Annotated in this window: 9 protein-coding genes; 4 read left to right on the top strand and 5 right to left on the bottom strand. The window is 68.7% G+C overall.

Features of this window, described 5'->3' with window-relative positions:
- Positions 1-10 precede the first annotated feature (10 nt).
- The 4 genes from recD to V7778_RS16005 all read right to left on the bottom strand — a co-directional run bounded on the left by recD (position 11) and on the right by V7778_RS16005 (position 12,186).
- Positions 11-1,942: an exodeoxyribonuclease V subunit alpha gene (gene recD, locus V7778_RS16020; protein WP_335557046.1), complete on the bottom strand. Its 1,932-nt coding sequence runs from the start codon at positions 1,940-1,942 to the stop codon at positions 11-13.
- The gene (gene recB, locus V7778_RS16015) at positions 1,929-5,588 is read right to left on the bottom strand and encodes an exodeoxyribonuclease V subunit beta (RefSeq protein WP_335557044.1); all 3,660 of its coding nucleotides are present in this window, start codon (positions 5,586-5,588) and stop codon (positions 1,929-1,931) included. Before recB ends, recD begins: the two co-directional genes overlap by 14 nt.
- A complete protein-coding gene (gene recC, locus V7778_RS16010) occupies positions 5,585-8,971 on the bottom strand; it encodes an exodeoxyribonuclease V subunit gamma (RefSeq protein ID WP_335557043.1) in 3,387 nt (1,128 codons plus the stop codon). The genes recB and recC overlap by 4 nt, the downstream gene beginning before the upstream one ends.
- A 104-nt stretch (positions 8,972-9,075) precedes the next feature.
- Positions 9,076-12,186: a CHASE domain-containing protein gene (locus V7778_RS16005; RefSeq protein ID WP_335557041.1), complete on the bottom strand. Its 3,111-nt coding sequence runs from the start codon at positions 12,184-12,186 to the stop codon at positions 9,076-9,078.
- A gap of 83 nt (positions 12,187-12,269) precedes the next feature.
- Here V7778_RS16005 and V7778_RS16000 point away from each other — a divergent pair, with 83 nt between their 5' ends.
- Positions 12,270-14,354: a prolyl oligopeptidase family serine peptidase gene (locus tag V7778_RS16000; protein ID WP_335557039.1), complete on the top strand. Its 2,085-nt coding sequence runs from the start codon at positions 12,270-12,272 to the stop codon at positions 14,352-14,354.
- A gap of 152 nt (positions 14,355-14,506) precedes the next feature.
- Positions 14,507-14,779, top strand: a complete 273-nt coding sequence (locus tag V7778_RS15995) for a helix-turn-helix domain-containing protein (RefSeq protein ID WP_211522085.1) — start codon at positions 14,507-14,509, stop codon at positions 14,777-14,779.
- Here V7778_RS15995 and V7778_RS15990 read toward each other — a convergent pair.
- On the bottom strand, positions 14,754-15,494 hold the full coding sequence (locus tag V7778_RS15990; protein WP_335557036.1) for a LuxR family transcriptional regulator: 741 nt from the start codon (positions 15,492-15,494) through the stop codon (positions 14,754-14,756). The genes V7778_RS15995 and V7778_RS15990 overlap by 26 nt on opposite strands.
- Positions 15,495-15,859: 365 nt before the next feature.
- Between V7778_RS15990 and V7778_RS15985 the strand changes: the two genes are divergently transcribed.
- Both V7778_RS15985 and V7778_RS15980 read left to right on the top strand, forming a co-directional pair.
- Positions 15,860-20,764: a response regulator gene (locus V7778_RS15985; protein ID WP_335557035.1), complete on the top strand. Its 4,905-nt coding sequence runs from the start codon at positions 15,860-15,862 to the stop codon at positions 20,762-20,764.
- Positions 20,764-21,606, top strand: a complete 843-nt coding sequence (locus V7778_RS15980; protein WP_335557033.1) for a chemotaxis protein — start codon at positions 20,764-20,766, stop codon at positions 21,604-21,606. The genes V7778_RS15985 and V7778_RS15980 overlap by 1 nt, the downstream gene beginning before the upstream one ends.
- Positions 21,607-21,817: the final 211 nt, after the last annotated feature.

Raw genomic sequence — 21,817 nt, 5'->3', positions numbered from 1 at the left:
GCCTTCTTTCTTACCCGATCATGTCGCGCAATCCGCTGGTCCGGTGGGTGCGCCGCCCGATCGCATCCAGCAGTACCTCGCCGGCAGGCGTGACCAGGGTGAAGAACTCGCTGGCGCGCGTGATGCCGGTGTAGACCAGCTCGCGCGTCAGGATGGCGCTGCGCTCGCGCGGCAGGGCCAGCACCGTGTGGCGGAATTCCGAGCCCTGCGATTTGTGCACCGTCATCGCGAAAGCCGTCTCGACGTTGCGCAGGCGGGTCGCCAGCACGCTGCGCACCGTGTCGCCCTCGAGGAAATAGACGCGCAGGGAACCGGGACGCGCCGGGTCCATCAGGGTCAGTCCGATGTCGCCGTTGAATACCCCGGTGCCGTAGTCGTTACGGGTCACCATCACCGGGCGCCCCACATGCCATTCGCCGCCGCGGCGCAGCAGGCGCGCCGACTCCAGGCGCTGGCCGATGGCGTCGTTCAGCCCCGCCACGCCCCACTCGCCTTCGCGCACCGCGCACAGGATGCGGAAGGCTTCGAAGCGCAGCAGCACCTGGCGCACCCAGTCGTCATGCGGCCCCTGCGGCCCGGCCTGCAGCAGCTCCAGGTAGGGGCCATAGCCCGACTGCGCCAGCTGCAAGAGCTGCTGGGGCTGGGCATGGTCGATCCAGCGCACACTGGCTTCGCCGGCGCGCAAGGTGTCCACGGCGCGCGCGGCCTCGCCCGCATTCACGGCCAGGGCCAGCTGGCCGATCGGGCCGCCGAAGCGGCGGCTGTGACGCAGCATCACGGTCTGCTGGGCCAGCGGCCCGCCGCCGCCGAGGAATTCCTCGGGGAGGTCTTCGCCGCTGGCCTCGCGCACATAGTCCAGCGTGGCAGGCGAGTAGGCGCCGGCCTGGGCGTTGTGGCACAAGTCGCCCAGCACCGCGCCCGCCTCCACCGAGGCCAGCTGGTCCTTGTCGCCCAGCAAGATCAATGTCGCCGTGGGCGGCAGTGCGTCCAGCAGGCTGGCCATCATCTCCAGGTGCACCATCGAGGCTTCGTCGACGATCAGGACGTCGACGTCGAGCGGATTGCCGCGGTGGTGGGCGAAGGCGCGGCTGTCGGGGCGCGCGCCCAGCAGGCTGTGCAGGGTGCGCGCCGCGCCCATGCGGGCGGTCAGGTCGCGCAGCGGCAGCTTGTCGCCCACGCGCTCGGCCAGCTCGTTCAGGGCCTTGTCGATCGACTGCTTCAGGCGCGCCGCCGCCTTGCCGGTCGGCGCGGCCAGGGCGATGCGCTGGCTGCCCGCTTGCGGCGCGGTGGCGAACAGCAGCGCCAGCAGGCGCGCCACGGTATAGGTCTTGCCGGTGCCGGGACCGCCGGTGATGATGCCGACCGCGCCGCGCAGGGCGATGGCGCAGGCCAGCTTTTGCCAGTCGGGCTTTTCCGCCGCGCGCTGCGAGGCGAACAGGATATCGAGCCATTCGCGCACGGCGGCCGCATCGACGGGACGCTGGGACCTGGCGCGCTCGCGCACCGATTGCGCCACCAGCAGCTCGTCGCGCCAGTAGCGGCGCAGGTAGAGCCGCTCGCCGTCCAGCACCAGCGGCTGGTCGTAGTTGAATTCGCCGACCTGCCAGACCTGCTCGCAGGCCGCCAGCTGGGCCGCCCATGCCTTGGCGCCGCGCGGCAAGGGCGCGGCGCATGCCGCCAGCGCCTTCCACTGCTCCTCGCTCCAGCCCAGCAGGCTAGCCGCGGCCTGGCCGTCGGCCAGGTCGGACAGCTGCAGGCAGCTGTGGCCATGGCCTTCGAGCTCGGACAGCACGGTGGCCGCGAGGACCAGCGGCGGCGAGCCGTGGCCCAGCGAGGCCACGAAACGCGCGAAGGCGCCTGACAGACGGCGCAGCTCGCCCTCCTCGGTCAGGCGGCCGATCTCGCTCCACAGCGCGGCGATGCTGCCTTCAGCCTTGGCCATCGTGGTCCTCGTTCAGCAAGCGTTCCAGTCCATCCAGCAGCGCCAGGTCCGGCGCCAGGGTGCAGCAGCCGCGCGTGGCCGGGTTGGCGACCCCGCGCAGGAACAGGAATACAGCGCCGCCCAGCTGCTCGCGCGGACGGTAGCTGTCGCCCAGGCGCGCGCGCAGCAGCCGGTGCAGGGCCAGCATGTAGATCGTGCCCTGGATGTCGTAGCGGTGTTCCAGCATGCCCGCTTCCATCGCCGCCTGGGTATAGGCGGCGTCGCCCGGCCCCAGCGCATTCGATTTGTAGTCCAGCACCCAGAAGCGCCCCTCGTGCTCGAACACCAGGTCGGCGAAGCCCTTGAGCATGCCGTGCAGCGCACGCTCGGGCAGGATCGGGCGCTGGGCGCCGTCGAAGATGTGCGCGCGGCACAGGCGGTCCAGGCGCGGCAGGTCCAGGCGCTCGCTCGGGAACCAGAATTCCATTTCGGGCAGCGGGTCCTGCAGCTCGGCCAGCGAAGTGCCCAGCGGCGGCAATTCGGCTGCGACGATGGCGCGCAGCCAGGCCAGGGCGTCGTCCAGGCGGTTGGCCCAGCCGGCGCGCTCGATGCGCTGCACCAGGCGGGTTTCGCAGGCTGGGTCGTCCAGGCAGCCGAAGCCTTCGCCGGCCAGCCACTCGAGCTGCTCGTGCATGAAGTTGCCCGGCACCGAGCCGCGCGGGAAGCGGTGCCAGGGCGCGTCCTCGATCCTGGGCGGCGTGGCCACGGCAGGTTCTTCCTCGAGCAAGGTCTGTTCCTGGGCCCGCATCGGCGCCGGCGGCGCCACCGCCACCGCGTGGCGGGTCAGCGAGGTGAAGGAGCCGATCGACCAGTCGCGCTCGAAGCTGGCCGCGTAGCGCGGCGCGTCCAGCAAGTCGGCCCGCTCGTCGTCGCGCGCGAAGGCCGTCGAACCGCACTCCCCGCGGTCCTGTTCCAGGTCGAGCAGGCGGATGCAGTCCAGGCCCCCGCACAGCGCTTCCAGCCGCTCGCGCAGCGCCGGCGCGGGAATCGGCTCGCCGCCGGCCAGCAGGTAGCCGAAGGCAGATTCATGCAGGCGGTTCTTGCCGCGGTGCAGGACCACGGCCGTGCCCAGCCACAGGGCGTGGCGCGCGCGCGTGAGCGCCACATAGAACAGGCGCAGGTCTTCCTCCAGGCGCGCGCGGTCGACCGCGGCCTGGGCCTCGGCGCTCAGGCTCAGGTCGAGGCGCCGCTCGCCGTCCTGGTCGATGAATTCGAAGAAGGCGCGGCTGCCCTTCTCCACCGGGCGCGCGGTCACGGCGAAGGGCAGGAAGACCAGCGGGTATTCCAGGCCCTTGGACTTGTGCACCGTGACCACCTTGACCAGCTCGGCGTCGCTTTCCAGGCGCAGCACGCGCTCGTCGCCGCCCTCGCCCAGGCCTTCGATCTGCTCGGCGAACCAGCGGATCAGGGCCTGCTCGCCCTCCAGCTGGGTGCTGGCTTCCTGGAGCAGTTCGGCCAGGTGCAGCAAATTGGTCAGGCGCCGTTCGCCGCCCGGTTCGCGCAAGAGGCGTCCCGGCAGGTTCAGTTCGTGGACGAAACGGCGCAGCATGGCCAGCACGCCCTGGCGCTGCCAGCTGCCGTGCAGGGCCTTGAGCTGCTCGACCCGCGCTTCCCAGGCTTCCTCGTCGTGCGAAAGCCGCGCCAGCTCGGCCAGCGGCAGCCCGGCGGTGCGGGTGGCGAAGGCCGCGCGCGCCAGCGCGCCGTCGAGCGGATTGGCGACCGCGTACAGCCAGCGCAGCATGTCGGCCGCCTCCTCGCTTTCGATCACCGAATCCTTGTCCGACAGGTAGACGCTGGCCACCATGCGCCGCACCAGGGCGCGGCGCACGGCGCCGGCCTCGCGCCGGTCGCGCACCAGGATCGCGATATCGGCCGGCATCAGGCGGCGGAAGCGCTCGCCGTCCGAGAAGCCGACCCGCTCGTCGTTCAGCAGGCGCACGATCTGTTCGGCGCAGTGGCCGGCGAAGAACTCGCGGTATTCGTCGCCCTTCAGGTCGTCGCGGTGGCAGCAGGCCACCGTCATCGCGTGCAGCACGCCCTCGGCGCCGACCAGGCGCTCGCGGTGGCCCTTGGCCGCCACCGGTTCGAAGGGCAAGGGATTGTCCTCGCCGCGGCGGAAGCGGAAGGCGCCCTGCGGATAGCCGCCGCCATTCCCGTCGCCCTCGGCGCAGGCGAACACGCGGTTTACCGCCGACACCAGCGGCGCCGTCGAACGGTAGTTGGTGCCCAGCTTGTAGTGGCGGCCTGCGGTGGCGCGCCGCGCCGACAGGTAGCTATGGATGTCGGCGCCGCGGAAGCCGTAGATCGACTGCTTGGGGTCGCCGATCAGGAACAGGCCCTGCTGCGGCGAGTCGTCCGCTACGCGGTACAAGAGGTCGAAGATGCGGTACTGGTCGGGCGAGGTATCCTGGAACTCGTCGACCATCGCCACCGGATACTGTTCCACGATGCGGCGCCGCAGGACCTCGCCGTTCTCGCCTTCGAGCGCATCCTTGAGGCGTTCGAGCATGTCGGCGAACCCGAACTGGCGGTTGCGGCGTTTCAGCTCGCGCATGCGCTGGGCGATCTGGCCGGCGGCGTGGCGCAGCAGCGCGTGGCCGATCGGCGCCAAGGCTTGAAGGTCTTCCCGGAGCTGCGCCATGCAGCCGAAACAGTCCGGCACCTCGGCATGGAAATCCTTGCTGAAGGCGTCCACGATGCCTTCCTCGGTCAGGCGCTTCCAGGCGGTGTCCGGCAGCCGCGGCAGATGCAGGTCGGGGTCGAGCGACCAGGCGCGCAAGGCGTCGAACCACTTGACCAGGGAATCGGCGCGCATCTTGTTGCCATTGAAGCACTTCGGATTGCGCTCGCGGTGCGCGGCGATCCAGCGTTCCATCTCGCCGGCGCGCTCGTGCCAGCCTTCCTTGAGCTGCGCCAGCTGGGCGCGCTGGGCGGCGGCCAGGCGCCCCACCAGCACGCCCAGGGCTTCCTCGCTCAGGTCGCCCAGCAGCGCGGTGCGGTAGACCAGTTCGCGCACGCTTTCCTTGAGCGCCTCGACGCTGCTCCAGCATGCCAGCACCTGCTCGAGCGCCTCGGCGCCCAGCGGATAGACGTGCTGGCGCCAGTAGTCGTGGGCCGCATCCTCGAACAGGGCGCGCTCGTCGGTGACCAGTTCCTCGTCGAACAGGCTGCCGCTATCGAAGGCATGCTCGCGCAGCATGCGCTGGCACCAGGCGTCGATGGTGAAGATCGCCGCCTCGTCCATGGTCTCGGCGGCCAGCATCAGGCGGTGCGCGGCCACGCTGCGCGCGCTGCCTTCCGGGTAGGCCTCGGCCAGGTCGCGCAAGTAGGGATCGATCAGGTCCAGCTCGCCGCGGAAGAAGGCGGCGGCCTGCACCAGGCGCTCGCGCACGCGGTTCGACAGCTCGCGCGTGGCGGCGCGGGTGAAGGTCATTACCAGGATCTCGGACGGCAACAGAGGTCGGGCGAAAGCATCGTCGCCGCCATGCCCCAGCACCAGGCGCAGGTAGAGCGCGGCGATGGTCCAGGTCTTGCCGGTGCCGGCCGAGGCCTCGATCAGGCGCGAGCCGTGCAGCGGGAAGGACAGCGGCTGGAGCTCGATGCTCATGCGTCTTCCTCCGCGCCAAGCGGCGTCGCCGTCAGCCCCTCGTCGAGCCAGCGCGCCAGCGGTCCGTAGAGCTGGACCGCCAGTTGGGGCCAGTCGCCGGCCGCGGCCAGGCTTTCAAAGTCCGGCCACAGTCGCGCCAGGCAGGGTTCCACCACCTCGCCCGACATCTCGTAGGTGCCGTCGTAGGTGGCGCGCGCATCGCCTTCGGCCAGGTAGGCCAGCGCGGTCTTGCAGGCCACGGCCAGGGGCTGGTCCAGGTTGCTGCGCCAGAGCAGCGCCAGCTCGCGCAGGGCGCGCCGGGCGGCCTCCTGCTCCAGGGGCGCCATCTCGATCACGGCGTCGCGCGCCACCAGGCAGCCCGCCACCGGCGTGCCGCAGGCGGCGCTGGCCAGCTGGCGCAGCCAGGGGCCGATCAGCTTGTCGCCGCGCGGACGTCCCTGTTTATCCAGCACCTTGGACGAGATCTGCACCAGCCAGGCACTGCGTTCGCCGTCGCTGCGCAAGCGGTCGATCCAGTCTTCCAGCGCCAGGCCGTCGTCGAACACCAGGCTGACGGCCAGCTTGGGCGCCGGCTGGGGGAAGCGCGCACCCAGGCGCAGCCAGGCGCTACGCACCGGCACCAGGCCCTCGACCAGCTGCTCCTGATACTGGCGGCCCAGCAGGCCGATCGGCAGCACGCCTTCGCGCGCCAGGCGCTCGGCGCGGCCCTTGAGGGTGGCGCGCACTTCGTGCAGGCCCTCGGCCGGGCCGCTGTCGTCCAGCAGGTGGTCTTCGATGAAGAAGCGCTCCAGCGCGTCAAGGGCGAAGGGTTCCTCGTCCTCGCCCACCACGGCGGCGTCGGCGAAGCTCACGCCCAGGCGGCGGCGGAAGAAGTAGCGCGCCGGCTGGCGCAGGAAGCTGGCCAGTTCGCCGAGGCGCAGCACGGCGCCCGGTTCCAGTTCATACGGGGGAAGCGCATCGCCGGCCTCCCCCGACTCGGCGCCATGGGCCGAACGCCATTCGCCGGCATAGGTCAGCAGGCCGCCGCGCTCGAAGTAGCGCCGGCTGAAAGGCTGCAGCGCGTGTTCGACGGTGCGCTCGGACAGGTCGAGGTCCCAGCCATTGGCCAGGTAGTCGCGCAGCTGGGCCACCAGCACCGAGGCCGGCTGCTCGCTGTTGTCGCGCACGTTGCGCCCCACCCAGCTCACGTAAAACTTGTCGCGCGCCGCCAGCATCGCTTCCAGCATCAGGTAGCGGTCGTCGTCGCGGCGCGAGCGGTCCCCCGGGCGCGCCAGCCCCGGCAAGGCCAGCAGGTCGAAGTCGGCCTGCTGGGCGCGGCGCGGGAAGTCGCCGTCGTTCATGCCGAGCAGGCAGACCACGCGGAAAGGCACGGCGCGCATCGGCATCAGGGTGCAGAAGGTCACGCCGCCGGAAACGAACTGGTGGTTCAGGGTCGGCTGGTCGAGCTGGGACAGCCAGGCTTCGCGCAGCACCGCCAGCGACACCGGTTCGTCGAAGCCGGCCGCGTCGACCGTCTCCAGCCAGCACTGCAGGCCTTCGTTCAGCTGGGCCAGGGTCAGGCGGTCGGCTTCGTCCTGGGCCGTGAAGAAGGCGGCCAGCATGCGGCGCGCCACCTCGCCCCACTCGAGCGGACGGCGGGGCGCGGCCAGCACGGCGCGCCATTCGAGCAGGGCTTCGACCAGCTGGGCCAGCGAGCCGGCCAGCGCGGCGTCCAGCCCGCCCACTTCGGCATAGGGCTCGATCTCGCCGAAGCTGCTCCCGGCGCCACTGGCATAGCCGAGCAGCATGCGGCGCACGCCGAAGATCCAGGCATTCTGCTCGCCCGCCGAACCCAGGCCCAGTCCGTCGCGGTGCTCGCGGTCCAGGCCCCAGCGCACGCCGGCCCCTTCGATCCAGCGGCCCAGGATGGCGAGGTCGTCCTCACGCAGGCCGAAGCGGCGCGCCACCGCCGGCACGTCGAGCAGGTCGCGCACCTCGCTCTGGCGGCAGCGCTGCTGCGGCAGGCGCAGCAGCCATTCCAGGGCGGCCAGCAGCGGGTTGACGCTGCGGTCGCGCACGTCGCCGATCTCGAAGGGAATGTGACGCGGGTCGCTGCGGCGGTGCTGCTCGAACACGGCGTGGATGGCGGCCGAGAAGGCGTCGATGTCGGGCACCATCACCACGATGTCGCGCGGGCGCAGGCTCGGGTCCTGGGCGAACCAGGACAGCAGCTGGTCGTGTAGTACTTCGACTTCGCGCTGCACGCTGTGGGTGATGTGGAACTCGATCGAGCGGTCCGCGCGCGCCGGCGGCACGTGCGGGTGCTCGCTCAGGGGCAGCAGGTCGCGCACTGCGGCCTGGGCCTGGGCCAGCAGGGTCTCGCCGTCCTCCTCCGAGAACAGATCGACGCGCAGGTTGCCCTGTCGTGCACCTTCGCCATTGTCGAACTCGTCGAGCATGCGCACGAAGTCGCGGCCCTGGCGGCCCCAGCTCGCCAGCAGGGGGTGGCTGTGGGAATGCAGTTCCTCGATCGGCACGCTGGCCAGGTCGGCGCCCGCGCGCAGCGGCTGGCGGCGGCGCGCGGCGCGCAGCAGCTCGCGGCCTTCGATGATGTCGCCCCAGTAGAAGCGGCAGGGATTCGGCACCGCCACCACCACCTGGGTGTGCAGCGAGAGCGCGGCGAAGCCCTGCAGGGTCTGGTAAGGCAGGGTCGACATGCCGAACAGGATCACCCGGCGCGGCAGGCGCGATACCGGGCGCCGGCTTTCCAGGTTGGCGGCCAGGAATTGCTGGTGGATGGTGGCGCGGCCCGAGAAACGCTGTTCCGGCAACACGCTGGCGTGCACGGCGCGCCACAGGCAGGCCTGCCATTTCTGGTCCGGCGCCAGCGGCACCGGGTCGCCCACGGCGCGGCGCAACTGGTCGCGCCCGGCGGCCCAGTCGATCAGCCAGTCGGCGCGGTAGACCTGGTACTGGTCATAGAGGTCGGCCAGGCGCTCGGCCAGCTGCAGGCGGCGCTCGGCGTCGCCGTCGGCCAGGAAGCGCGCCAGCGGCTCGTAGCCCGGCTCCTGCAGCAGGTCGGGCAGCAGGCGCATCAGGCGCCAGGTGAGCGGATCCTTGTCGAAGGGCGAGCGGGTGGGCACGCGCTCGCGCCCCAGCATGCCGCGGTAGGCTTCCCACATGAAGCGCGCCGGCAGGGCCACGCGGGTGGCGGCGCACACCCCCAGTTCCTCGGCCAGGGCGATCTTGAGCCACTCGGCCACGCCGTTCGATTGCACCAGGATGATTTCTTCTTCCAGGGGCCCGAGCGGGTGGCTGCGCATCCAGTCGAACACGGCGCTGCGCAGCAACTCGAGGTGGTTGCCGTGCAAGATCAACAAGCCGGGAGTGATGGGGGAGGACATGGATTCGGTTCGGACAGCTCAGGGGCAAAGGATACCCGTTTTGCGCGCTCGGCGGTAGTGCATGGCGGCCAACAGGGGCCGCGCAGGCGCCCTGCCGGGCACACCTAGCGCGCGTCCCCGCGTTGATCTCCGGCGCGGTCGCCGAGCTGGGCCGTGATCTCGCGCTCGAGCCGCACCAGCATGGCGCGCAGGCGCGCCACCAGGGCCCGGGCCTGGGCGGTACTGGTGGGGCCGGTCTTGCCCTGCTGGCGCCGCGGCTGGGCTTCCAGGTCTTCGCACACGGCGCCGAAATCGCGCGCCCCGACGGCGCGCGCCGAGGACTTGATGCGGTGGCCCACGCTGGCCGCCAGCTCCAGGTCGCCCGCGGCCAGCGCGGCGTCGATCTCGGGCAGGGCTTCGCGCGCCGCCTCCAGGAACATGAAGGCGTATTTACGCATCTTGGCGCGGTCGCCGCTCGAGGTCACGCCCAGCTGGGCCATGTCGAGCAGGCCGCCGGCCGCGGCCGCGACAGCCGCCGGGTTGACGGTGGCCACGTCCGGCACCGGCGCCGAGGTGCGGCCGAGGCAGCGCGCGATGGTGGCGGCCAGCAGCTCCGGCACCACCGGCTTGGTCAGGAATTCGTTCATGCCCGCCTCCAGGCAGCGGGTGCGGTCGTCGACGCCGGCATTGGCGGTCATGGCCACCACCAGGGTATCGGCCAGCTGCGGGGTGGCGCGGATGCGGCGCGTGGCTTCCAGGCCGTCCATCACCGGCATCTGGATGTCCATCAGCACGCAGTCGAAGCGCTGCCCGGCCATCGCCGCCAGCGCTTCCTCGCCCTGGTTGGCCACCACCACGGCGGCGCCGGCCTGCTCGAGCAGCTCGCGCGCCACCTGCTGGTTGAAGGGATTGTCCTCGACCAGCAGCACCGCGCAGCCGTCCAGGCGCGCGCTCTGCGGCGCCGGCGCGGCGCCCAGGCCCGCTCCCGCGCCGCCCATGGTTTCATCCAGGCCCAGGCGAGCGGTGAACCAGAAGGTGCTGCCCAGTCCCGGACTGCTGTCGACGCCGGCCGCGCCGCCCATCAGCTCGGCGAGCTGGCGGCTGATCGCCAGGCCCAGGCCGGTGCCGCCGTGGCGCCGGGTGGCCGAGCCGTCGGCCTGCTGGAAAGGCGTGAACAGGCGCATGGCGGCCTGGGGATCGATGCCGATGCCCTGGTCGCGCACCTCGAAGCGCAGCAGCACCTCGGGACCGAAAGCGCGCTCCAGGCGCACCCGCAGCGCGATCCGGCCGCGGTAGGAGAACTTGACCGCGTTGCCGGCGAAATTCAGCAGCACCTGGCCCAGGCGCAGCGGGTCGCCGCGCAGGGGGCGCATCAGCTCGGGCGCGATGTCGACGTCGAAGCCCAGGCCCTTGGCGGCGGCCGCCTGGCCGAGCTGGGTCTCGACGTTGCGCATCAGGCTGTCGAGCATGAAGCTGACCTGGTCCAGCTTGAGCATGCCGGCCTCGATCTTGGAGAAGTCGAGGATGTCGTTGATGATGCCCAGCAGGTGCTGGCCCGAGTGGTGGATCTTTTCGAGGTAGTCGCGCTGGCGCGGATCGGGCGCGCCCTGCAGCGCCAGGTGGGTCATGCCGATGATGCTGTTCATCGGCGTGCGGATCTCGTGGCTCATGTTCGACAGGAAGTCGCTCTTGGCCTTGCTGGCGGCGTCGGCCTGGGCCTTGAGCTGGTGCAGCTCGGTGATGTCGGTCGACACGCACAGCACCGCCGGGTCGTGGCTGCCGACCTGCAACGGCACGCGCACGCTCCACAACTGGCGCGGGGCGCCGTCGGGCGCCGCCTGCTCCACCTGGCCGGCGCTGCGCTGGCCGCCCTCGAGCACGGCGCGGTCGCGCTCCCACAGGGCGTCGGCGCTGGCGGCGGGCATCACGTCCAGGTCGCGCCGTCCGACCAGCAGCGCGGCCGGCTGGCCCAGGCCCTCGGCGCCCTTGGCGTTGACGTAGCGGAAGCGGCGCGCGCCGTCCTTCAGGTAGACGCAGGCATCCAGGTTGTCGAGCACCGAGTCGAGCAGCAGGCGCTGGCGCACCGCCTGGCGGCGCGCGTTGTACTGGGCCAGGAACAGGCCGTAGACCAGCAGGGTGCCGCCGAAGCCCAGCACCAGCGCGGCGCCCGGCAGGTAGGGGTCGGCGCCCACCATCATGCCGCTGCGCGGAGCCGAGAAATGCACTTTCCACTGGCTGCCGGCATAGTCGACGCCGAGCAGGGAGACGAAGCGCTCGTCCCCGGCTCCTCCCCCCTGCCCGCGGCCCGCGCGCACGTCGGCGCCGAACAGCAGGCGGTCGGCGGCGCCCGGCACCAGGCCGGTGCTGCCGGTCGGCAGGCTGCTGCCGTACAGGCTCACGCGCACCGGCTGGTCCTCGAGGAAACCGAGGGCGCCGCTGACCAGTTCCTGCACCGAGAAGGCGATACCCACCGAGCCCAGGTAGGCGGCGCGGCGCGCTTCCACGGTCGGCGGCAGGATGCCGCCGCGGTACAGCGGCAGGCGCATGCCCAGTACGTTGTGCGGCACTGGATGGCGGATCAGGACCGGGTTGCCAGAAGCGCTCAGGCCGCCGCTGTCGCGCGAACGCGCCAGCGACCTGGCCACCAGCGGCTGGGCGGCGATGTCGACCCCGACCCGTCCGCTGGGCAGGCTGGACGGGAACTGGTAGGCGATCACTTCGTAGCTGGGACGGGGGCCGTCGGAGCGGATCGTGAAATCGGGATAGCCGTCCGGATCGACGCTGCGGTCGCCGCGCATGGCGGCCTCGAAGGCCGCGCGTTCGCCCTCGCGTACATACGCGGCAAAGGTCACCGCCTCGATCGCGGGATAGTCGCGCGCCAGGTCGAGGGCGCGCACGTAGCGCTCGAAGGCGCGCCGCGACAGCGAACCGTCCGGCGTGTCGCCGGCCGCGTGCAGGGCCGCCAGCCCGCGCACCGCACGCCCGTACGAGGCGATCGCCACGTTCAGGCGTTCCTGGGCGCCGCGCGCCAGGTTGTCGAAGCGGCGCCGGGCGTCGTCCTCGATCGCGCGCGCCGTCACGGTGCCCAGCGCCCCGCCCACGGCCAGCGCCAGCAGCACGCCGCCGCCCCAGCGCAAGGCCAGGCGCGTAGCGGCGCTGCGGCGCGCGCGCCTACCCCGACGGCTATCCGCCGCGGCGCGCGTGCTGCCTTCCCCGCCCTGTTTCGATCGCATCATGCTGTTCCCGCGGACGGTCCCGGCCCTCAAAAATTGCTAGTATAAGTGCCGCCGGTGACAAAGGCATAAGGAGAGAGGCTGTAATGCAACAGTTCGCTGAAGAAAAACCTGGCCTGCCCACCAGCGGGGAAGCGGGGAGTCCGGCGCCGGACGATCCTTACCGTTGGCTGGAAGACATCGACAGCGAGCGCGCCCTTGCCTGGGTCGCCGAGCGCAACGCCGAGTCCGAAAGCGAACTCGAGGCCCGCCCCGGCTACGGCGCACTGCGTGAGCGGCTCACCGCGATCCTCGATTCCAAGGAAAAAATCCCCTACGCCGGCGTGCACGGCGGCCTGTGCTACAACTTCTGGCGCGACGCCGGGCACGTGCGCGGCATCTGGCGCCGCACCACCCTGGACCAGTACCGCCGCCCGGAGCCGGCATGGGAGACCATGCTCGACCTGGACGAACTGGCAAGGGGCGAGGGCGAAAACTGGGTCTGGGCCGGCGTGGTCTGGCTCGAGCCGCACGGCGACCGGGTGCTGGTCTCGCTCTCGCGCGGCGGCGGCGACGCGCACGAGCTGCGCGAGTTCGACCTGGTATCGCGCAGCTTCGTCGAGGGCGGCTTCTTCCTGCCCGAGGCCAAGAGCGACGTCGCCTGGATCGACCGCGACACCCTGTTCGTCGCCACCGACTTCGGCCCCGGCAGCCTGAGCGAATCGGGCTACCCGCGCATCGTCAAGGAATGGCGGCGCGGCACGCCGCTCGCCGGCGCCCCGACCGTGTACGAGGCCCTCCCCGGCGACCTGGCCGCCTCCGGCTACAAGGACAGCACACCGGGCCACGAGCGCGAGTTCATCCAGCGCCAGCTCGACTTCACCACCACCGAACTGTTCCTGCGGCGCGGCGGACGGCTGCTGCCGGTGCCCAAGCCGCCAGACGCCAACGCTTTCACCGTACGCGACCAGCTCGTGATCGAGCTGCGCTCGGACTGGCAGCCGGGCGCCAGGCTGTATCCGCAGGGCGCGCTGCTGGCGACCGGTTTCGACGACTTCATGCATGGCGGCCTGGATCTCCAGATGCTCTACACACCGACGCCGGACACTTCGCTCGACGGCGTCGCGGTGACCCGCAGCGCCCTGCTCCTGACCATCCTCGACAAGGTCAAGAACCGCGTGGTCGAGCTGCGCCATGTGGATGGCGCCTGGCAGCGGCGCGAGGTCGCGGCCCCCGGCATGGGCGCCCTCGGCGTGGCGAGCCTGGACCCGGACGAGTCCGACGAATTCTTCCTGACCGTGACCGACTTCCTGCACCCGACCACGCTCTACCTGATGCGCGTCGGTATGGATGAGCGCGAGCCGCTCAAGGCCATGCCCGCCTTCTTCGACGCCCATCCCTACACCGTGGGCCAGCACGCGGCGCGCTCGCAGGACGGCACCATGGTGCCCTACTTCGTGGTGATGAACCGCGCCACCGTGGCGGATGGCCGCAATCCGACCCTGCTCTACGGCTACGGCGGTTTCGAAGTCTCGCTCAAGCCCTTCTACAGCGGCATGACAGGCGCGGCCTGGCTGGACGCTGGCGGCATCTACGTGCTGGCCAATACCCGCGGCGGGGGCGAGTTCGGCCCGCGCTGGCACCAGGCCGCCCTCAAGCAGCACCGCCAGCGCGCCTTCGACGATTTCCTGGCCGTGGCGGAGGACCTGGTCGCGCGCGGCCTGACCAGCCCGCCGCATCTCGGGATCATGGGCGGCAGCAACGGCGGCCTGCTGGTGGGCGCCGCCTTCACTCAGCGCCCCGAGCTGTTCGGCGCCGTGGTGTGCCAGGTGCCTCTCCTGGACATGCGCCGCTATCACGCCCTGCTGGCCGGGCACTCATGGATGAGCGAGTACGGCGACCCGGACGATCCGGCCGAATGGGCCTGGCTGGCGCGCTATTCGCCCTACCACCAGGTGTCGGCGCAGCGGCGCTATCCGCGCGTGCTGTTCACCAGCTCGACCCGCGACGATCGGGTCCATCCCGGCCACGCACGCAAGATGGCGGCACGCATGCGAGAGCAAGGCCACGACCTGCTGTACTGGGAAAATACCGAGGGCGGACATGCCGGCGCGGCGGACAATGCGCAGACCGCGCGCATGCTCGCGCTGACCTATACCTTCTTGCTCGAGGAGCTGTCGAAACGGCCCTGAAGACCTCGAATTCCACCTTGAGTTCGGCCTTGAATTCGGCCTTGATCGAGAGACCTGTTTCCACACTATCAGCTCTGCTAGGTGGCGACGGGGCCGGTCGGTGGAATACTTGTTCCTGTAGTGACTAACGAATCCTCAGGAAAGGAAGTACCATGGCAAATGATCTGATGTGCGACGCGCTGGCCGCAGAGCTTCAGGCCCAGCAAGTAGTCCAGGCAGCGGGAGCGCTTCGCATGGCGCCCCACGAACTGCGTCGCCTTCGCATCAGCAAGCGCGAAAGTCAGGAGAAATTCTGGAGCCGCTTCGGCGTGACCCAGTCGAGCGGCAGCCGGTTCGAAACCGGCTTGGCGATTCCCGCCCCGGTCGCGATCCTGCTGCGCCTCTACATCAACGGTAAGCTCAACGATGGGGATCTTCAGGGCTGATCAGGCCCAGGGCGATCGCCTTCACAACCGCCTGCTGGCGGGTGTTGACGCCAAATTTTTGGCGCACATTCGCCAGGTGGAAGTTGACGGTCGCCTCGGAGCAGCTGGTGATGCGCGCAATCTCCCAGGATGACTTGCCAGCCGCCACCCACTGCAGCACTTCCAGTTCGCGCCGCGTCAAACGCGGAACACTACTTTCCTGACGGGTATCCTGAACCCGAAACTTCGCCGACGATGCAAACGCATAATCGCGGATCAACGACAGGCCGGGCAGCACCTCGGCCACCGATTTGCGAAATGCATCGTCCGGCTCCGCATCCGACGCGAAACTGAGCACCCCGAACTCACCCTGCGGTCCATGGACCGGCAGGGTGACCCCACTCCGGATCCCGAACTCGCTGGCCTCGTCGTACATCGCGCGCTGGGCCGGCTCGCTGAAGGTGGCCGGCTCCCACACGATCGGCAGGCTGCTGGTCATGCAATGCCCGACGGTGGGATCGACATGGGCGAAGCCCTTGCGGTCGTAACGCTCCCGCCATTCCGACGAATAGTTACTTCGCAAGAAGGCGGAATCGAAGCGGGTGTGGCGCGAATTCACCACGCCATACAGCACCCGGTCGAAGCCCTGGCCGCGCGCCAGCTTGAACAGCAGGTCGGACCAGGACATGACGTCCCGGCAGTGCATCATGTCGGCGAGTGAGGCGGTATCGATCATGGGATGAGCCCAGTTAATATGCAACACCGCTATGCTAGTTGAGTTCACCCCCTTAAAGATTCACAGAAATTAACATCTGAAGAATAATTCTAAGACATGACCCTACAACCTAAAGTTATTGTTGTAGTCGAGACACGACAGTTGCTGCAATCGTGCGCCATCCTCTCTATGAATTCGGTTACCCTCCCCCGGATTCATGTCTAGAAATTTCATTTTTGCAAGTTTTGTTCTGAAAAGATTCCTTGGTTGAACGGCAATACTTGACTTGGATATATACAAGAGTATCTTTTCACAATTCGATTTGTAACAGTCCGCAGGCTGCCGCACCTGCCGATCCCTCTCTTCTACGAAACAAGGATTTATCGATGAACAACATGACCGACATGGGCGAACAGTTGGACGTCAAGCTACTGTTGAACACCCTGATGGCGCTGAAAAAGGGTGATTTCTCGGTGCGCATGCCGTCCGACTGGACGGGCGTGTCCGGCAAGATCGCCGATACGCTGAACGACATCATCGAAACCAAACAGAAGATGGTCGAGACCGTGACCGAAGTGTCGCGCGTGGTCGGCCGCGAGGGCCACCTGACCCAGCGTGCGGACCTGCCGGGCGTGGTGGGCGGCTGGAGCACCATCATCAGCTCGGTCAACACCCTGATCGACGACCTGGTGCGCCCGACCACCGAGATGGCGCGCGTCATCGGCGCGGTGGCGAAGGGCGACCTGTCCCAGACCATGGCGCTCGAGGTCGACGGCCACCCGCTGAAGGGCCAGTACCTGCGCGCGGCGATGACCGCGAACACCATGGTGGAACAGCTGTCCTCGTTCTCCTCCGAAGTGACGCGCGTGGCGCGCGAGGTGGGTACCGAGGGCAAGCTGGGCGGCCAGGCGCAGGTGAAGGGCGTGGCGGGCACCTGGAAGGACTTGACCGACTCGGTGAACTCGATGGCGGGTAACCTGACGTCCCAGGTGCGTAACATCGCGGAAGTGACCACCGCCGTGGCGAACGGCGACTTGTCCAAGAAGATCACCGTGGACGTGCGCGGCGAGATCCTGCAGCTGAAGGACACCATCAACGTCATGGTGGACCAGCTGCGTTCCTTCGCTTCCGAAGTGACGCGCGTGGCGCGCGAAGTGGGTACCGAGGGTAAGCTCGGCGGCCAGGCCTACGTGCCGGGTGTCGCGGGTACCTGGAAGGACTTGACCGACAACGTGAACTTCATGGCGTCCAACCTGACCGGCCAGGTGCGTAACATCGCGGCGGTGACGACCGCGGTGGCGAACGGCGACTTGTCCAAGAAGATTACCGTGGACGTGAAGGGCGAGATTCTCGAACTGAAGAACACGATCAACGTGATGGTGGACCAGCTGTCCTCCTTCGCATCCGAGGTGACCCGCGTGGCGCGCGAGGTGGGTACCGAGGGCAAGCTGGGCGGTCAGGCGGTCGTGAAAGGCGTGGCGGGCACCTGGAAGGACTTGACCGACTCGGTGAACTCGATGGCGGGTAACCTGACCGGCCAGGTGCGCAACATCGCGGACGTGACCACCGCGGTGGCGAACGGCGACTTGTCCAAGAAGATTACCGTGGACGTGAAGGGCGAGATTCTCGAGCTGAAGAACACCATCAACGTGATGGTCGACCAGCTGAACTCCTTCGCATCGGAAGTGACGCGCGTGGCGCGGGAAGTGGGTACCGAAGGCCGCCTGGGCGGCCAGGCGAACGTGCCGGGCGTCGCGGGCACCTGGAAAGACTTGACCGACGGCGTGAACTCGATGGCGGGCAACCTGACCGGCCAGGTGCGTAACATCGCGGAGGTGACCACCGCGGTGGCGAACGGCGACCTGTCCAAGAAGATCACCGTGGACGTGAAGGGCGAGATTCTCGAGCTGAAGAACACCATCAACGTCATGGTGGACCAGCTGTCCTCGTTCGCATCGGAAGTGACCCGTGTGGCGCGTGAGGTCGGTACCGAAGGTAAACTGGGCGGCCAGGCCTACGTGCCTGGCGTGGGCGGCACCTGGAAGGACTTGACCGACAACGTGAACTTCATGGCCTCGAACCTGACGGGCCAGGTGCGTAACATCGCGGCGGTGACCACCGCGGTGGCGCGCGGCGACTTGTCCAAGAAGATTACCGTGGACGTGAAGGGCGAGATTCTCGAACTGAAGGACACCATCAACGTCATGGTGGACCAGCTGTCCTCCTTCGCATCCGAGGTGACCCGCGTGGCGCGTGAAGTGGGGACGGAAGGTAAACTCGGTGGACAGGCGAACGTGTCGGGTGTGGCGGGTACCTGGAAGGACTTGACCGAGAACGTCAACCAGCTGGCGGCGAACCTGACCAACCAGATGCGCGCGATCGGTGAAGTGGCGACCGCGGTGACCCGCGGCGACTTGTCGCGTTCCATCCAGGTGGAAGCGCGCGGCGAGGTGTCCTACCTGAAGGACAACATCAACGAGATGATCCGCAACCTGAAGGAAACCACGCAGAAGAACGCGCAGCAGGACTGGCTGAAGACCAACCTGGCGCGCTTCACCCGCCTGCTCCAGGGCCAGCGCGACCTGCAGGCCGTGACCAAGCTGATCCTGTCGGAACTGGCCCCGCTGGTCTCGGCCCACCACGGCGTGTTCTACATGATGGATTCGCAGGAATCCGACGCGCGCCTGCGCATGATCGCCAGCTACGGCTACCGTTCCAGCCGCAAGCTGCCGACCTCCTTCCTGCCGGGCGAAGGCCTGGTGGGCCAGTGCGCGCTGGAGAAGACCCGCATCTGGCTGACCGACGTGCCGCGCGACTACATCGTGGTGTCCTCGGGCCTGGGCTCGGCGCCGCCGAACAACATCGTGGTGCTGCCTATCCTGTTCGAACAGCAGGTCAAGGCGGTCATCGAGATCGCCTCGCTCGACCGCTTTACCGAAACCCACCTGTCCTTCCTCGACCAGCTGATGGAATCGATCGGCGTGGTGCTGAACACCATCGAGGCGAACAGCCGTACCGAGTCGCTGCTGACCCAGTCGCAGTCGCTGGCGCAGGAACTGCAGCAGACCAACCAGGAACTGGCGGAAAAGGCGCGCCTGCTGTCCGAGCAGAACATCGAGGTGGAACGCAAGAACCGCGAGGTGGAACAGGCCAAGCTGGCGCTGGAAGAAAAAGCGACCCAGCTGGCCCTGTCCTCCAAGTACAAGTCCGAGTTCCTGGCAAACATGTCTCACGAGCTCCGCACTCCGCTGAACTCGCTCCTGATCCTGGCCCAGCAGCTGTCGGACAACCCCGAGGGCAACCTGTCGGCGCGCCAGGTGGAATTCGCCAAGACCATCCACGGGTCCGGTTCCGACCTCTTGACCCTGATTAACGACATTCTCGACCTGTCGAAGATCGAATCCGGTACCGTCACCCTGGACGTGTCGGAATACCGCTTCTCGAACCTGCGCAACTACGTGGACCGCACCTTCCGCCACATGGCGGAAGCCAAGCACCTCGGCTTCCAGGTGGAGCTGGCGGACAACCTGCCGACCGCCCTGATGACCGACACCACGCGCCTGCAGCAGGTCCTGAAGAACCTGCTGTCGAACGCGTTCAAGTTCACCAGCCACGGCAACGTCTCGCTGGCCATCAGCCTGGTGGGCAGCGGCTGGACCGCCGACCACCCGAACCTGGTGCATGCCGACGCGGTGCTGGCCTTCTCGGTGCGCGATACCGGTGTCGGCATCCCGTCCGACAAGCTGCAGCTGATCTTCGAGGCCTTCCAGCAGGCCGACGGCTCGACCGCGCGCAAGTACGGCGGCACCGGCCTGGGCCTGTCGATCTCGCGCGAACTGGCGCGCCTGCTGGGCGGCGAAATCCGCGTCGAGTCGACCGTCAACGTCGGTTCGACCTTCACCCTCTACCTGCCCTACAACCGCGCCGGCTTCATCAACTACGAGCAGACCCGCCAGCCGCAGCCGGCCCGCCTGGCTCCGCCGCAGCAGCTGCAGCAGCTGCCGCAGCTGCCGGCCGTGCAGGAACAGCTCGAGCCTGCCGCGGTCGAGGTGCTCGACGCCGCCGGCGCCCTGGTCGAATATGCGTCCATGGCCGACGACCGCGGCCTGGTCACCCCGGGCGATCCCTCGGTGCTGATCGTCGAGGACGACGAACGCTTCGCCAAGGTGCTGCTCGAATTCGCCCGCGAGAAGAACTTCAAGGGCATCGTCACCCACCGCGGCGACTCGGCCCTGTCGCTGGCGCGCGACTACCTGCCCTCGGCGATCCTGCTCGACATCGACCTGCCGGACATCGACGGCTTCACGGTGCTCGACCGCCTGAAGCGCGACCCGAGCACCCGCCACATCCCGGTGCACGTGATGTCCTCGCTGCGCGAGCGCGAGCGCGCGCTGCGCCAGGGGGCAATCTCCTACATCAACAAGCCGGTCGGCCGCGAGCAGCTGCAGGAGGAATTCAAGCGCATCCAGAAGTTCCTGATGGGCGGCAAGCGTTCGCTGCTGGTGGTGGAAGACGACATGGCCCAGCGCGAATCGATCGTGGCCCTGATCGGCAACACCGACATCCACATCGTCACCGTGGAAGACGGCAAGGGTGCGCTGGAGGCGCTGGAGAGCTCGCACTTCGACTGCATGGTGCTGGACCTGACACTGCCGGACATCTCGGGCTTCGAGCTGATGGACAAGATCGGCAAGAACGAGCGCCTGCGCGACCTGCCGATCGTGATCTACACCGCCAAGGAACTGTCGCGCGGCGAAGTCACGAAGCTCAAGCGCTACGCCAAGACCATCGTGATCAAGGACGCCCGCTCGCCGGAGCGCCTGCTGGACGAGACAGCGCTGTTCCTGCACCGCTCGCAAGCCAGCCTGCCGGAGACCCAGCGCCGCATGCTGGAAGAGATCCACGCGGCGGACGGCGGCCTGGCGGGCCGCAAGGTCCTGATCGTCGACGATGACCTGCGCAACATCTTCGCCCTGTCCACCCTGCTGGAGCGCCAGCAGATGCAGGTGCTGTTCGCCGAGAACGGCCGCGACGGCATCGAGGTGCTGGAAAAGGACCCGAGCATCGAGATCGTCCTGATGGACATCATGATGCCGGAGATGGACGGCTACGACACGATGCGGGCGATCCGCCGCATTCCGAAGTTCCGTTCGCTGCCGATCATTACCCTGACCGCGAAGGCGATGAAGGGCGACCGCGACAAGTGCATCGCCGCGGGCGCCTCGGACTACATTACCAAGCCGGTGGATGTGGCCCAGCTGCTGTCGATGATGCGCGTCTGGCTGCACTGATGGACGCAATGACCGGTTTCGCCTCCCTGCAGGCGACCGAAGATCTCGAGATCGAGCTGCTGCTGGAAGCCCTGTTCCAGCGCTTCGGTGTCGATTTCCGCGGCTACGACAGGCATCTGCTGCGCAGGAAGCTGCTGGCGCTGCTGCGCCAGCGGGCGCTGTCCACGGTGTCGGCGCTACAGGAGAAGGTGCTGCACGAATCGGGCGCCGCGCTCAGCGTGGTGCGCACCCTGGCGGTGCCGAGCGCGCCGCTGTTCGACCGTCCCGACTGGGTGCGGCGCCAGCGCATCGCCCTCGCGGACAGCCTGCGTCCCACCGCCCTGCCCAAGGTCTGGCTGGCCGAGCCGGCCGGCGTGGGCGAGGCCTGGACCATGGTGATCCTGCTGGCCGAGGAAAAGCTGTACGCGCGCACCGAGGTGTTCGCCACCCTGGCCAGCGACGAACTGCTGGCCGAGCTGCGCGACGCCGCCGTGCCGGTGGCCCAGCTGGCCGAATTCCAACCGCAGTACGAGCAGAGCGGCGGCACGGGGCGGCTGGCGGACTACTTCGAGGTGGCGAACGGCGAAGCCCGCCTGCTGCCGCGCCTGCGCGAGCGCATCACCTGGGCGCAGTACAGCCTCGTGACCGACGCTTCCTTCAACGAGTTCCACGCCATCGTCTGCTGCCGCGCCCTGGCCGATTTCGGGCCGGTGCTGCGCCAGCGCGTACTGCGGCTGTTCCACGACAGCCTGGCGCTGTTCGGGGTGATGGGGATCGACCGCGAGCTGGGGGCGACGGATGCGTTTGCGGAGGATTACCAGCGGGTGTTCGAGGATGGGGCCTGGTATAAGCGGGTAAGGTAGTTCCTGCGGTCGCCGACCACGTTCCGCTCCATCTCCACGCACCCTATGCACGTCGTTCCGGCGCAGGCCGGAACCCAAGTTCGTTGCGCCGCCACTGGACGCCCATGTTGGTGGTACGCATGTAAACTTAGGTTCCGGCCTTCGCCCACTGCTGTCCGGGATAATTTCACCTAGCTGAAAATCGTCATCCCCGCGAAGGCGGGGACCCAAG

It is taken from the genome of Massilia sp. DD77, from assembly GCF_036961685.1.
Lineage (GTDB): Bacteria > Pseudomonadota > Gammaproteobacteria > Burkholderiales > Burkholderiaceae_D > Telluria.
The sequence above is the reverse complement of the archived record's forward strand: the minus strand, read 5'-3'. Positions and strand labels throughout refer to the sequence as shown.

Excerpts from the sequence above, each read along its gene's own strand:
- recD (WP_335557046.1), bottom strand. The coding sequence starts at position 1,942 with ATGGCCAAGGCTGAAGGCAGCATCGCCGCGCTGTGGAGCGAGATCGGC.
- recB (WP_335557044.1), bottom strand. The coding sequence starts at position 5,588 with ATGAGCATCGAGCTCCAGCCGCTGTCCTTCCCGCTGCACGGCTCGCGC.
- recC (WP_335557043.1), bottom strand. The coding sequence starts at position 8,971 with ATGTCCTCCCCCATCACTCCCGGCTTGTTGATCTTGCACGGCAACCAC.
- V7778_RS16005 (WP_335557041.1), bottom strand. The coding sequence starts at position 12,186 with ATGATGCGATCGAAACAGGGCGGGGAAGGCAGCACGCGCGCCGCGGCG.
- V7778_RS16000 (WP_335557039.1), top strand. The coding sequence starts at position 12,270 with ATGCAACAGTTCGCTGAAGAAAAACCTGGCCTGCCCACCAGCGGGGAA.
- V7778_RS15995 (WP_211522085.1), top strand. The coding sequence starts at position 14,507 with ATGGCAAATGATCTGATGTGCGACGCGCTGGCCGCAGAGCTTCAGGCC.
- V7778_RS15990 (WP_335557036.1), bottom strand. The coding sequence starts at position 15,494 with ATGATCGATACCGCCTCACTCGCCGACATGATGCACTGCCGGGACGTC.
- V7778_RS15985 (WP_335557035.1), top strand. The coding sequence starts at position 15,860 with ATGAACAACATGACCGACATGGGCGAACAGTTGGACGTCAAGCTACTG.
- V7778_RS15980 (WP_335557033.1), top strand. The coding sequence starts at position 20,764 with ATGGACGCAATGACCGGTTTCGCCTCCCTGCAGGCGACCGAAGATCTC.